Annotated in this window: 11 protein-coding genes; 7 read left to right on the forward strand and 4 right to left on the reverse strand. The window is 70.4% G+C overall.

Translation table 11 applies throughout. From position 1 onward, the window contains the following. Positions 1–158: 158 nt before the first annotated feature. Positions 159–452 carry an MTH1187 family thiamine-binding protein gene (locus tag ABZ396_RS00145; protein WP_358925137.1) on the reverse strand — a complete coding sequence of 98 codons (294 nt, stop codon included), beginning with the start codon at positions 450–452 and terminating at the stop codon, positions 159–161. Beyond that, positions 449–799, reverse strand: a complete 351-nt coding sequence (locus ABZ396_RS00150) for a DUF3817 domain-containing protein (RefSeq protein WP_358925135.1) — start codon at positions 797–799, stop codon at positions 449–451. The genes ABZ396_RS00145 and ABZ396_RS00150 overlap by 4 nt, the downstream gene beginning before the upstream one ends. Positions 800–1,062: 263 nt before the next feature. On the opposite strand from ABZ396_RS00150, the gene ABZ396_RS00155 reads away from it, so the two are divergent. The 4 genes from ABZ396_RS00155 to ABZ396_RS00170 all read left to right on the forward strand — a co-directional run bounded on the left by ABZ396_RS00155 (position 1,063) and on the right by ABZ396_RS00170 (position 3,710). After that, positions 1,063–1,695 carry an AIM24 family protein gene (locus ABZ396_RS00155; RefSeq protein ID WP_358925184.1) on the forward strand — a complete coding sequence of 211 codons (633 nt, stop codon included), beginning with the start codon at positions 1,063–1,065 and terminating at the stop codon, positions 1,693–1,695. A gap of 1 nt (position 1,696) precedes the next feature. After that, complete coding sequence (locus ABZ396_RS00160) at positions 1,697–2,347, forward strand: AIM24 family protein (protein WP_358925182.1); 651 nt, start codon at positions 1,697–1,699, stop codon at positions 2,345–2,347. Next, a complete protein-coding gene (locus ABZ396_RS00165) occupies positions 2,344–3,141 on the forward strand; it encodes an AIM24 family protein (protein WP_358925134.1) in 798 nt (265 codons plus the stop codon). The genes ABZ396_RS00160 and ABZ396_RS00165 overlap by 4 nt, the downstream gene beginning before the upstream one ends. Before the next feature lie 92 nt (positions 3,142–3,233). Continuing rightward, positions 3,234–3,710: a MarR family transcriptional regulator gene (locus ABZ396_RS00170; RefSeq protein WP_358925132.1), complete on the forward strand. Its 477-nt coding sequence runs from the start codon at positions 3,234–3,236 to the stop codon at positions 3,708–3,710. A gap of 244 nt (positions 3,711–3,954) precedes the next feature. Here ABZ396_RS00170 and meaB read toward each other — a convergent pair whose 3' ends face one another. Beyond that, a complete protein-coding gene (meaB, locus tag ABZ396_RS00175) occupies positions 3,955–4,911 on the reverse strand; it encodes a methylmalonyl Co-A mutase-associated GTPase MeaB (RefSeq protein WP_358925130.1) in 957 nt (318 codons plus the stop codon). A 39-nt stretch (positions 4,912–4,950) separates the two neighbouring features. Further along, on the reverse strand, positions 4,951–6,156 hold the full coding sequence (locus tag ABZ396_RS00180) for an acetyl-CoA C-acetyltransferase (RefSeq protein ID WP_358925128.1): 1,206 nt from the start codon (positions 6,154–6,156) through the stop codon (positions 4,951–4,953). A gap of 172 nt (positions 6,157–6,328) precedes the next feature. On the opposite strand from ABZ396_RS00180, the gene mce reads away from it, so the two are divergent. The 3 genes from mce to ABZ396_RS00195 all read left to right on the forward strand — a co-directional run bounded on the left by mce (position 6,329) and on the right by ABZ396_RS00195 (position 11,971). Continuing rightward, positions 6,329–6,769: a methylmalonyl-CoA epimerase gene (mce, locus tag ABZ396_RS00185; RefSeq protein WP_358925127.1), complete on the forward strand. Its 441-nt coding sequence runs from the start codon at positions 6,329–6,331 to the stop codon at positions 6,767–6,769. A 222-nt stretch (positions 6,770–6,991) separates the two neighbouring features. Continuing rightward, positions 6,992–10,840 carry a polarized growth protein Scy gene (gene scy / locus ABZ396_RS00190; RefSeq protein WP_358925125.1) on the forward strand — a complete coding sequence of 1,283 codons (3,849 nt, stop codon included), beginning with the start codon at positions 6,992–6,994 and terminating at the stop codon, positions 10,838–10,840. 195 nt (positions 10,841–11,035) lie between these two features. Beyond that, positions 11,036–11,971, forward strand: coding sequence for a cellulose-binding protein (locus tag ABZ396_RS00195; protein ID WP_358925123.1), 936 nt, complete (start codon positions 11,036–11,038; stop codon positions 11,969–11,971). Positions 11,972–12,025 lie beyond the last annotated feature (54 nt).

The raw sequence follows: 12,025 nt of genomic DNA on the forward strand, positions 1-12,025 counted from the left end.
CGCGTTCGCCCGGGGCGGATGAGCAGGGAGCCGTCGGGCCCGGTCACCCTCGGCGTAAAGCACGTCCTCGATCATGACGGGAACGTTCCGGCCCGTCTTCGGGACCAGGCCCCGGCCCTGGTCGAGGGGCCGGGGTTCTGCTCGCTGTCGGCTGTCGGCTACCGGGCGAGGTGGCGCTCGACCGTCTCCACCTTGCTGGTGAGGCCGTCGGTGACACTGGGGCGGATGTCCGCCTTGAGGACCAGGGAGACGCGCGGGGCACGCTCCTCGACGACGGCGACGGCGCGCCTGACGACGTCCATGACCTCGTCCCACTCGCCCTCGATCGAGGTGAACATGGCGTCCGTACGGTTGGGCAGCCCCGATTCGCGGACCACCCGGACGGCGTCGGCGACGTAGTCCCCCACGTCCTCACCGACGCCCAGCGGCGTCACGGAGAAAGCGACGATCATGCCTTCACGACCCCTTCCTTTTCCGTGCGCGCGCGGGCCGCGATGACCGCGTCCTCGGCCTCCCGGCGCAGCTTGCGCTCGGCGAAGAAGCCGCCGGTCGGCAGGACGGAGAGGACGAAGTAGAGGGCGGCGGTCCCCAGGGGCCACTTGGCGCGGTTCCAGGCGTCGGCCCAGAAGATCACGTACAGGATGAACAGGACACCGTGGACCGCGCCCATCACGGGCACCGCGTTGAAGTCCGTGGTCCGCTTCAACACCGAGCAGAGGAGGAGGAGCAGGAAGGAGACGGCCTCCGGGGCGGAGACCAGGCGGAGGCGGCGGATGGCGGTGGCGGTCTTGATGTCCACGAGTCACCTTCGGTGGGAGAGACGTCCACTCTTTGTGAACGCGAGCACAAACGTCCACCCATTGTGGCAAAGATGCCTCGGGGGCCCGGCGCGGGGGTGAGGACGGGGCGCCGCCCAGGTCCAGGGTCGGCCTGACGGCCGGAAAGGCGGTCATACGCGTCCCCGGCGATCGACGGCAGCCCCCTAGGGGTCGGATCCGGGATGACGTCCACCCAGGGGACCTGTTGGTGGCGTCGGCCTGCGGCTACCTTCGCAGCGTGGCGATGTTCCGACTCCAAGGCAGCAAGGTGCTGGCCGTCGAGATGACCGGGGATGCCGTGAAGGCGAAGAACGGCTCCATGGTCGCGTACGACGGGCAGATGACGTTCAAGAAGCTGAGCGGCGGCGGTGAGGGGCTACGGGGGATGGTGACCCGGCGGCTCACCGGCGAGCAGATGACCGTGATGGAGGTGAAGGGGCACGGGACGTGCTGGTTCGCGGACCGGGCGTCCGAGATCAACCTGGTCGGCCTGCAGGGCGACAAGCTGTACGTCGAGTCGAGCAACCTGCTCGCGACCGACGCCGGCCTGCGCACCGGCACGACCTTCACCGGCCTGCGCGGCGCCTCCCAGGGCAACGGTCTGTTCACGACCACGGTCGAGGGACACGGCCAGGCGGCGATCATGTCGGACGGCCCGGCGGTGGTGCTCCGGGTGAGCGCGCAGTACCCGCTGGCCGTCGACCCGGGCGCCTACATCGCCCACCAGGGCAACCTCCGCCAGTCCTTCCAGTCCGGTGTGACGTTCCGCACGTTCCTCGGGGAGGGCGGCGGGGAGGCCTTCCAGATCCGGTTCGAGGGGGACGGATTGGTGTACGTACAGCCGAGCGAGCGGAACACGATCGCGGGGGATGTGTGACATGGCCCTGCGCGAGGTGAACTCCAAGATGGTCGAGGCGACCGTGGTGCCCGGGCAACGGCTGTACAGCCAGCGCGGAGCGATGCTCGCCTACAAGGGCGAGGTGTCCTTCACACCCAACATCCAGGGCGGCCAGGGCGGCCTGATGTCCATGATCGGCCGCCGGGTCGCGGGCGAGGCCACCCCGCTGATGACCGTCGAGGGCAGCGGCACGGTCTTCTTCGGGCACGGCGGCCATCACGTCCAGGTCATCACCCTCAACGGCGACACCCTCTACGTCGAGGCCGACCGGCTGCTCGCCTTCGAGGGCACGCTCCAGCAGGGCACGATGTTCATGGGCGCCCAGGGCGGTGTGATGGGCATGGTGCGCGGCCAGGTCACCGGCCAGGGCCTGTTCACGACCACTCTCACGGGCCATGGCGCGGTCGCCGTGATGGCCCACGGCGGGGTCTTCGAGATCCCGGTCACCCCGCAGCGCCCGGTTCACGTCGACCCACAGGCCTATGTCGCCCACCACGGCGACGTCCGCAACAAGCTGTCGACCGCGCTCGGCTGGCGGGACATGGTGGGCCGCGGCTCCGGCGAGGCGTTCCAACTGGAGCTCAGCGGAAACGGCACGGTGTACGTCCAGGCGTCGGAGGAGAAGCTGTGAGCGCATACGGTGCCGCCGGACCGGTCGTGTACGACCCCATGACCCTCCCCGTCGACGACAACGTCAACAAATACACCTTCTGCGTGGAGCTCAAGAGCGGCCAGTGGTTCCTGCAGAAGGGGAAGATGATCGCCTACTACGGCTCGATCGACTTCAACGGCGTCGGGCACGGCCGTTTGGACCGACTTGTCCGCACCTCCTTTCATTCGCCTCTGCACGCGAGCGACTGGGTCGTGGCGGAGGGCTCGGGCAAGATGCTCCTCGCCGACCGGGCCTTCGACGTCAATTCGTACGATCTGGACGACGGCAACCTGACCATTCGCTCCGGCAACTTGCTCGCTTTTCAGCCAAGTCTGGCCCTCAAACAGTCGATCGTGCCGGGTTTTCTGACCCTTATCGGAACCGGGAAGTTTGTGGCCGCATCTAACGGTCCGGTGGTGTTCATGGAACCCCCGGTCCGGGTGGACCCGCAGGCACTCGTGGGATGGGCCGACTGCCCCTCCCCGTGCCACCACTACGACCATGGCTACATGACAGGCGTCATGGGCGGTCTACGTGCGATGACAGGCCTTGGCGGGGCCTCCGGAGAGGAGCACCAGTTCGAGTTCGTAGGGGCCGGCACGGTCCTGCTCCAGTCCACCGAGACGCTGATGGCCGAGCAGGCCACGGGAGCGGTTCCACACGAGCCCGGGGTACCCGGAGGGAGTGGGCCTTTCACAGGTCATTCACAGCAACCCGGCGCACCGCGTCTTCCCGGACAGCTGGGGGACCTGCAGCGTCGCTTCGGGCTGTGAGCGGTAGTCTGCGGAGTGTGACATCGAACGCGTGCGCACAGTCACACCACCCTCACTAGTTCGCCTTTCAACATTTTAGGTAGACTTCATACATGGAGACCGAGACGGCCACGCGCTGGCTGACCGATGCGGAGCAGTGCGCCTGGCGCACCCACCTGGAGGTCAACAGGCTGTTGACGTACCAGCTCGAAAAGGATCTGCAGCCGTTCGGCCTGACAATGAACGACTACGAGATCCTCGTGAATCTGTCCGAGTCGGAGGACCACCGGATGCGGATGAGCGACCTCGCGTCCGCGACGCTCCAGTCCAAGAGCCGGCTCTCGCACCAGATCACCCGTATGGAGAACGCGAACCTGGTCCGCCGCGAGAACTGCGAGTCCGACCGCCGCGGGCTGTTCGCCGTCCTCACCGAGCACGGCCTGGAAACGATGAAGAAGGTGGCGCCACATCATGTCGCCTCCGTGCGACGGCACTTCATCGACCTGCTGTCGCCGGAGGCACTCACAGAGCTGGACAAGGGCCTGAAGCCGATCGCCGAGCACCTGCGGGGGCAGCGCGGGCGCCCATGACGGCGAACGGCACCTGACGGCGGCGGACGAGGGTTCAGATCCTCGTCCGCCGCCCGCCGGGGTGCCCCGTCAGGGGCTCGGGGCTGTGCCTGTAGGCGGCTAACGCCGCGTGTCGTGCCGCTGGGGCGGCCACGGGTGGGCGCAGCGGCACCCCGCCGGCGCCGGTGCGCCACCTCTCCCACACCGACTTCGGCACCGCACAGGCGAGGGCAACCGAACCCTCGTCCGACGGTGCCCGGCGTGATCAGGTCTCCGTCAGCCCCGTCACCAGTTCGTCCGCCGCCTGGTACGGGTCCAGCTCTCCCGCCACGATGCGTTCCGCGAGCGCGCCGATGTGGCGGTCTCCGTGCAGGTCGCCGATGCGTTCGCGCAGCGCCGTCACCGCGATGGTCTCGACCTCGCGGGCGGCGCGGGCCAGCCGGCGTTCCGCCAGGACGCCGCGCTCCTCCATCCACGCGCGGTGTTTCTCCAGGGCCTCGACCAGCTCGTCGATGCCCTCGGCGCGGGCTGCGACCGTCTTGACGATCGGGGGGCGCCAGTCACCGGGGCCCCGGGACTCGCCCAGGCCCAGCATGTGGTTCAGTTCGCGGGCTGTGGCGTCCGCGCCGTCCCGGTCGGCCTTGTTGACGACGTACACGTCGCCGATCTCCAGGATTCCGGCCTTCGCCGCCTGGATGCCGTCGCCCATCCCCGGAGCCAGCAGTACGACGGACGTGTCCGCCTGGGAGGCGATCTCGACCTCCGACTGGCCTACCCCGACCGTCTCGACGATGATCACATCGCAGCCTGCCGCGTCGAGGACACGGATGGCCTGCGGGGCGGCCCAGGCGAGCCCGCCGAGGTGGCCGCGCGTGGCCATGGAGCGGATGTAGACGCCGGGGTCCGATGCGTGGTCGGACATGCGCACACGGTCGCCCAGCAGGGCGCCCCCGGAGAACGGGGACGAGGGGTCGACGGCCAGGACGCCGACCCGTTTGCCCTGTTTGCGATAGGCACTCACGAGCGTCGAGGTCGATGTCGACTTACCGACTCCCGGGGAACCGGTCAGGCCTACGACATACGCGTTACCGGTCAGTGGCGCCAGCGCCGCCATGACCTCCCTGAGCTGCGGGGACGCCCCCTCCACCAGTGAGATAAGCCGGGCCACCGCACGCGGTCGGCCGTCCCTGGCCTGGGCCACCAGTGAGGAGACGTCCTGCATCACAGCTCCGTTCGCTTCCGTTCGCTCAGAGAAACGTACTCAGGCCTTCGGTACCCGGACGATCAGCGCGTCACCCTGGCCGCCGCCCCCGCACAGCGCGGCCGCGCCGACCCCGCCGCCGCGCCGCTTGAGCTCGAGCGCCAGGTGCAGGACGAGACGGGCGCCGGACATGCCGATCGGGTGGCCCAGGGCGATGGCACCGCCGTTGACGTTCACCCTTTCCGGGGACACCCCGAGGTCCTTCATTGACTGCACGGCGACCGCGGCGAATGCCTCGTTGATCTCGATGAGGTCCAGGTCGCCGACCTCCAGGCCCTCCTTCTTCAGGGCGTGCCGGATGGCGTTGGACGGCTGGGACTGGAGGGAGTTGTCCGGGCCCGCCACATTGCCGTGCGCGCCGATCTCGGCGAGCCATTCCAGACCCAGCTCCTGCGCCTTGGCCTTGCTCATCACGACCACGGCCGCCGCGCCGTCCGAGATCTGCGAGGCGGAACCGGCCGTGATCGTGCCCTCGCGGGTGAACGCGGGCCGCAGCTTCGCCAGCGACTCCACGGTGGTGTCGCCGCGGATGCCCTCGTCCTTGCTGAAGACGACCGGCTCGCCCTTGCGCTGCGGGATCTCGACCGGGGTGATCTCGGCCTCGAAGAGGCCGTTCTTCTGGGCGCCCGCGGCGCGCTGGTGCGACAGGGCGGCCACCGAGTCCTGCTCCTCGCGCCCGAGGCCGAGGCGGGTGTTGTGCTTCTCCGTCGACTCACCCATCGGGACGTTCTCCCACGGGTCGGTCAGGCCGTCGTACGCCATCGCGTCGAGCATCTCGATGGCGCCGTACTTGAAGCCCTCGCGGGACTTCGGGAGCAGGTGCGGGGCGTTGGTCATGGACTCCTGGCCCCCCGCGACCACGATGTCGAACTCGCCCGCGCGGATCAGCTGGTCGGCCAGGGCGATGGCGTCGAGGCCGGAGAGGCACACCTTGTTGACGGTGAGCGCCGGGACGCTCATCGGGATGCCGGCCTTCACGGCGGCCTGGCGGGCCGGGATCTGACCCGCGCCGGCCTGGAGCACCTGGCCCATGATCACGTACTGCACCTGGTCGCCCCCGATCCCCGCACGGTCGAGGGCGGCCTTGATCGCGAAGCCGCCGAGGTCGGCCCCGGAGAAGGACTTCAGCGAGCCCAGCAGTCGTCCCATGGGCGTCCGCGCGCCCGCGACGATCACTGAGGTGGTTCCAGCGGTTCCAGAAGTCATGAGCTGCGAATCCCCTTACCGGCTGCACTGCCGAGGAGTGAACGAGTCTGGGGGATCCCCCCAGATGAGGGTGTACTTCGAATGTACTGAGTGGCACTCCGTGCCGTCATCGGGCTGTCAGTGTGATCGCTGGCACGTTGCGTAACCATCGCGGTCGCGCTGCACTGAATCCATGCTGACGCGAATCGACCACATCGGGATCGCCTGCCACGACCTCGACGCGACTGTCGAGTTCTACCGGGCCACGTACGGCTTCGAGGTGTTCCACACCGAGGTCAACGAGGAACAGGGTGTACGGGAGGCCATGCTCAAGATCAACGAGACGTCCGACGGGGGCGCCTCCTACCTGCAGCTCCTGGAGCCGACCCGGGACGACTCGGCGGTCGGCAAGTGGCTCGCGAAGAACGGCGAGGGTGTGCACCACATCGCCTTCGGTACGGCGGATGTGGACGGTGACGCCGTGGACATCCGTTCCAAGGGCGTACGCGTTCTGTACGACGAGCCCCGGCGCGGGTCAATGGGATCGCGGATCACCTTCCTGCATCCAAAGGATTGCCACGGTGTACTGACAGAACTGGTCACTTCGGCGCCTGTTGAGTCACCTGAGCACTGACCCTCGTACATATGGGCCGGTAGGGTTGGGGCCGGTCGTCCCTTCGCACGTTCGCAGGGCCGGGACGGCCGCATGCCGGGGTCCGGGTTTCGGGGGACGAGCGTCGGGGCAGCAGCCCGTGCTCCGCCGTTGATCTGACACCATTCCCCGGGGGCGCCGTTCGGCGGATGGACGGAGCTCGTTCGGAGAAGGTTGCGACCAGGGGACGGATGGGACCGCGCAGTGCGGGGCTACGAGAGCCAGGAGCGAGAGCCGGCGGCTGACGTCGACCACCTCTCTCGGTTCGAGGCCGAGATGAAACGGCTGAAGACCGAGCGGGAAAAGGCGATCCAGCATGCCGAGGACCTCGGCTACCAGGTCGAGGTGCTGCGCGCCAAGCTGCACGAGGCGCGGCGCACCATCATGTCCCGGCCCGCGTTCGACGGCGGTGACATCGGCTATCACGCCGAGCAGTTGCTCCGTAATGCCCAGGTGCAGGCCGACCAGATCCGCCAGGAGGCGGAACGGGTGGCCGCGGAGGCCCGGGCGCAGACCCAGCGCATCCTCCAGGAGCACGCCGAGCAGGCCGCGCGGCTCCAGTCCGAGCTGCACCAGGAGGCGGTGACCCGCCGCCAGCAGCTGGACCAGGAGCTGGCCGAGCGCCGGCAGACCGTCGAGTCGCACGTCAACGAGAACGTGGCGTGGGCCGAGCAGCTGCGCGCCCGGACCGAGTCCCAGGCCCGGCGCCTGCTCGACGAGTCGCGGGCCGAGGCCGAGCAGGCCATGGCCGCCGCCCGCGCGGAGGCCGAACGGCTGGCGACCGAGGCCCGGCAGCGGCTGCAGGCCGACGCCGAGGCGGCCCGTGCGGAGGCCGAGCAGCTCCTGCTGCGCGCCCGCAGGGACGCCGAGCGGCTGCTGAACGCTGCCTCCACACAGGCCCAGGAGGCCACCGACCACGCGGAGCAGCTGCGCACCTCGACCGCGACCGAGTCGGACGCGGCCCGCCGGCAGGCCGGTGAGCTGAGCCGGGCCGCCGAGCAGCGGATGGCGGAGGCCGAGGAGGCGCTGCGCAAGGCGCAGTCCGAGGCCGAGAAGCTGGTCGCCGAGGCCGAGGCGAACGCCACGAGGGCCCTGTCGAGCGCCGAGGCCACCAACGAGCAGCGCACCCGTACCGCCAAGGAGCAGGTCGCCCGGCTGGTCAGCGAGGCCACGAAGGACGCCGAGGCCACCAAGGCGGACGCCGAGCAGGTGGTCGCGGACGCCAGGGCCGAGGCCGAGAAGATCATCGCGGAGGCCTCCGAGAAGGCCCGCACCCTCACCGCCGAGGAGAGCGCCTCCCAGCTGTCCAAGGCCGCCAAGACCGCCGAGGACGTCCTCAACAAGGCGGCCGAGGAGGCCAAGCGGACCACCAAGGCGGCCGCCGAGGAGGCCGAGCGGATCCGCACCGAGGCGGAGACCGAGGCGGACCGGCTGCGCGCCGAGGCGCATGACATCGCCGAGCAGCTCAAGGGCGCGGCGAAGGACGACACCAAGGAGTACCGCGCCAAGACGGTCGGGCTGCAGGAGGAGGCCCGCCGGTTGCGCGGCGAGGCCGAGCAGCTGCGTTCCGACGCGGTCGCCGAGGGCGAGTCGATCCGCGCGGAGGCCCGGCGCGAGGCCGTGCAGCAGATCGAGGAGGCGGCCAGGTCCGCCGAGGAGCTGCTCGCCAAGGCCAAGGCCGACGCGGACGAGCTGCGGCAGACCGCCACCACGGACAGCGAGAAGGTCCGCACCGAGGCCATCGAGCGCGCGGCCACGCTGCGCCGGCAGGCCGAGGAGACCCTGGAGCGCACCCGTCTGGAGGCCGACCGGCACCGCACCGAGGTGCTGGAGCAGTCCGAGGCCCTCAAGGCGGACGCCGAGCGGGCCGCGCGCGAGCTGCGCGAGGAGACCGAGCGGGGCGTGGAGGCCCGGCGTGCGGAGGCCGCCGAGGAGCTGACCCGGCTGCACACCGAGGCCGAGGAGCGGTTCGCGAACGCCGAGCAGTCGCTCACCGAGGCCCGTGAGGAGGCCGGCCGGATCCGCCGGGAGGCCGCCGAGGAGACCGACCGGCTGCGCGCCGAGGCCGCCGAACGCATCCGCACGCTGCAGCAGCAGGCCGAGACCGAGGCCCAGCGGCTGCGCGACGAGGCCGCGGCGGACTCCTCCGCGTCCCGCGCCGAGGGCGAGGCCATCGCCGTACGGCTGCGGTCCGAGGCCGCCGCCGAGGCGGAGCGGCTCAAGCAGGAGGCCCAGGACACCGCCGACCGGGTCCGCGCCGAGGCGCAGGCGGCGGCCGAACGGCTGTCCACCGAAGCGTCCGAGACGCTGGCCGCCGCCCAGGAGGAGGCCGCCCGGCGGCGCCGCGAGGCCGAGGAACTCCTCGGTTCCGCCCGCCAGGAGGCCGGCCAGGAGCGCGAGCGCGCCCGTGAGCAGAGCGAGGAACTGCTCGCCTCCGCGCGCAACCGCGTCGAGGAGGCGCAGGCCGAGGCGGTACGGCTGGTGGAGGAGGCGGACCGGCGCGCCACCGAGATGGTGTCGGGCGCCGAGCTCCACGCCCAGCAGGTACGGGACTCGGTCTCGGGGCTGCACGAGCAGGCGCAGGAGGAGATCGCCGGGCTGCGGTCGGCCGCCGAGCACGCGGCGGACCGGACCCGCCGGGAGGCCGAGGAGGAGTCGGACCGGGTCCGCGCGGACGCCTACGCCGAGCGGGAGCGGGCCAGCGAGGACGCGACCCGCGTCCGCCGCGAGGCCGCGGAGGCGTCCGAGGCGGCCAAGGCGCTGGCCGAGCGGACCGTGACCGACGCCGTGGCGGAGTCGGAGCGGCTGCGTTCGGAGGCGGCCGCGCACGCCCAGCGGGTGCGTACCGAGGCCTCCGACACGATCGCGCAGGCAGACCAGGACGCCTCGCATGCGCGTGCCGAGGCCCGTGAGGACGCCAACCGCATCCGCTCGGACGCGGCCACCCAGGCGGACACCCTCATCACGGAGGCACGCAAAGAGGCCGAGCGGCTGCAGAACGAGACCATCGCCGAGGCCGACCGCGTCCGTGCGGACGCCATCGCCAAGGCGGAGAAGCTCATCGCGGACGCCAGCGGGGACGCGGAGCGGCTGCGGGCCGAGGCCGCCGAGACGGTCGGCTCCGCCCAGCTGCACGCCGAGCGGACCCGCAGCGACGCGGAGCGGCTAAAGGCGGACGCCGAGGCGGAGGCCGAGCGCATGCTCAACGCCGCGCGCGAGGAGGCCGACCGCACCCTCGACGAGGCCCGCAAGGAAGCCAACAAGCGGCGTCAGGACGTGGCCGAGCAGGTCGACACCCTCATCAACGAGACGACCGCCGAGGCCGACAAGCTGCTCACCGAGGCGCAGCAGCAGGCCCACAAGACCACCGCGGACGCCGAGGCGCAGGCCGACACCATGGTCGGCGCGGCCCGCAACGAGGCCGACCGGCTGGTGTCCGAGGCCACGGTCGAGGGCAACTCGATGGTGGAGAAGTCCCGCACCGACGCGGACGAACTGCTCGTCGGCGCCCGCCGGGACGCCACCGCCATCAGGGAGCGGGCGGAGGAGCTGCGCGAGCGCATCACCACCGAGATCGAGGAGCTGCATGAGCGGGCCCGCCGGGAGGCCGCCGAGACGATGAAGTCCACCGGCGACCGCTGCGACGCGCTCATCAAGGCCGCCGAGGAGCAGCTCGCCAAGGCCCAGGCCAAGGCCAAGGAGCTGGTCTCGGAGGCCAACTCCGAAGCGGGCAAGGTGCGGATCGCCGCCGTCAAGAAGGCCGAGGGGCTGCTCAAGGAGGCCGAACAGAAGAAGGCGGCGCTCGTCCGGGAGGCGGAGGAGCTCAAGGCCGAGGCGGTCCGCGAGGCCCGGGCCACGGTCGACGCCGGCAAGCGCGAGCTGGAGATCCTGGAGCGCCGCCGCGAGAACATCAACGGCGAGATCTCCCGTGTCCAGGACGTCCTGGAAGCGTTGGAATCCTTCGAGACCCCGTCGTCCGGCAAGGACGGCGGAGTCAAGGCGGGCAGTACGGTGGGTGCACCTCGATCGGGTGGCAAGTCGTCAGAAGGCTAGAGAGCAGGGCCGGTTCTGTAGTGTTCTGGGGCTTTTGACCAAACCTTTGGCTGAGGCTTTGGCAAGCGATCTCACAGCCAGCCACCCAAAAGGGGTGTCATTCTCCGGATCAAACACGCATCCGCTCGATGACACACCGCTTCGGCCCCTAGGATTCCACCTATCACCTCACCGGTCTCACTCGACAGGAACCCCATGAGCGACACTTCCCCCTACGGCTTCGAGCTTGTGCGGCGTGGGTACGACCGCGCTCAGGTGGACGAACGGATCTCCAAGCTCGTCTCCGACCGTGACAGCGCTCTCGCCCGCATCACCGCTCTGGAAAAGCGCATCGAGGAACTCCACCTCGAGACGCAGAACGCCCAGGCTCAGGTCACCGACGCGGAGCCGTCGTACGCCGGTCTCGGCGCGCGTGTCGAGAAGATCCTCCGCCTCGCCGAGGAAGAGGCCAAGGATCTGCGCGAGGAGGCCCGCCGGGCGGCCGAGCAGCACCGTGAGCTCGCCGAGTCGGCGGCCCAGCAGGTGCGCAACGACGCAGAATCGTTCGCTGCGGAGCGCAAGTCCAAGGCCGAGGACGAGGGCGTCCGGATCGTCGAGAAGGCCAAGAGCGAGGCGTCGCAGCTGCGTTCCGAGGCTCAGAAGGACGCGCAGTCCAAGCGCGAGGAGGCGGACGCCCTCTTCGAGGAGACCCGCGCGAAGGCCGCGCAGGCCGCCGCCGACTTCGAGACGAACCTCGCCAAGCGGCGTGAGCAGTCCGAGCGCGACCTCGCCTCGCGGCAGCAGAAGGCCGAAAAGCGCCTCGCCGAGATCGAGCACCGCGCGGAGCAGCTCCGCCTGGAGGCCGAGAAGCTGCGCACCGACGCGGAGCGCCGCGCGCGTCAGACCGTCGAGACGGCTCAGCGCCAGGCCGAGGACATCGTCGCGGACGCGAACGCCAAGGCCGACCGGATCCGCTCGGAATCCGAGCGCGAGCTCGCCGCGCTGACCAACCGGCGCGACTCGATCAACGCTCAGCTGACCAACGTCCGCGAGATGCTGGCCACGCTGACGGGTGCGGCGGTGGCCGCCGCCGGCTCGCCGACGGAGGACGAGCCGATCTCCCGCGGGGTTCCGGCTCAGCAGTCCCGGTAAGACCGTGCGTCAGCGCGACTGACGTCGTCGTATGAGCGAAGGCCCGCATGTCCT

The sequence above is a fragment of the Streptomyces sp. NPDC005866 genome (genome assembly GCF_040629895.1).
Lineage (GTDB): Bacteria > Actinomycetota > Actinomycetes > Streptomycetales > Streptomycetaceae > Streptomyces.

What these genes read in the sequence shown, in the direction of transcription:
- ABZ396_RS00145 (WP_358925137.1), bottom strand. Translation starts at nt 452, where the DNA reads ATGATCGTCGCTTTCTCCGTGACGCCGCTGGGCGTCGGTGAGGACGTG.
- ABZ396_RS00155 (WP_358925184.1), top strand. Translation starts at nt 1,063, where the DNA reads ATGTTCCGACTCCAAGGCAGCAAGGTGCTGGCCGTCGAGATGACCGGG.
- ABZ396_RS00160 (WP_358925182.1), top strand. Translation starts at nt 1,697, where the DNA reads ATGGCCCTGCGCGAGGTGAACTCCAAGATGGTCGAGGCGACCGTGGTG.
- ABZ396_RS00170 (WP_358925132.1), top strand. Translation starts at nt 3,234, where the DNA reads ATGGAGACCGAGACGGCCACGCGCTGGCTGACCGATGCGGAGCAGTGC.
- meaB (WP_358925130.1), bottom strand. Translation starts at nt 4,911, where the DNA reads ATGCAGGACGTCTCCTCACTGGTGGCCCAGGCCAGGGACGGCCGACCG.
- ABZ396_RS00180 (WP_358925128.1), bottom strand. Translation starts at nt 6,156, where the DNA reads ATGACTTCTGGAACCGCTGGAACCACCTCAGTGATCGTCGCGGGCGCG.
- mce (WP_358925127.1), top strand. Translation starts at nt 6,329, where the DNA reads ATGCTGACGCGAATCGACCACATCGGGATCGCCTGCCACGACCTCGAC.
- ABZ396_RS00195 (WP_358925123.1), top strand. Translation starts at nt 11,036, where the DNA reads ATGAGCGACACTTCCCCCTACGGCTTCGAGCTTGTGCGGCGTGGGTAC.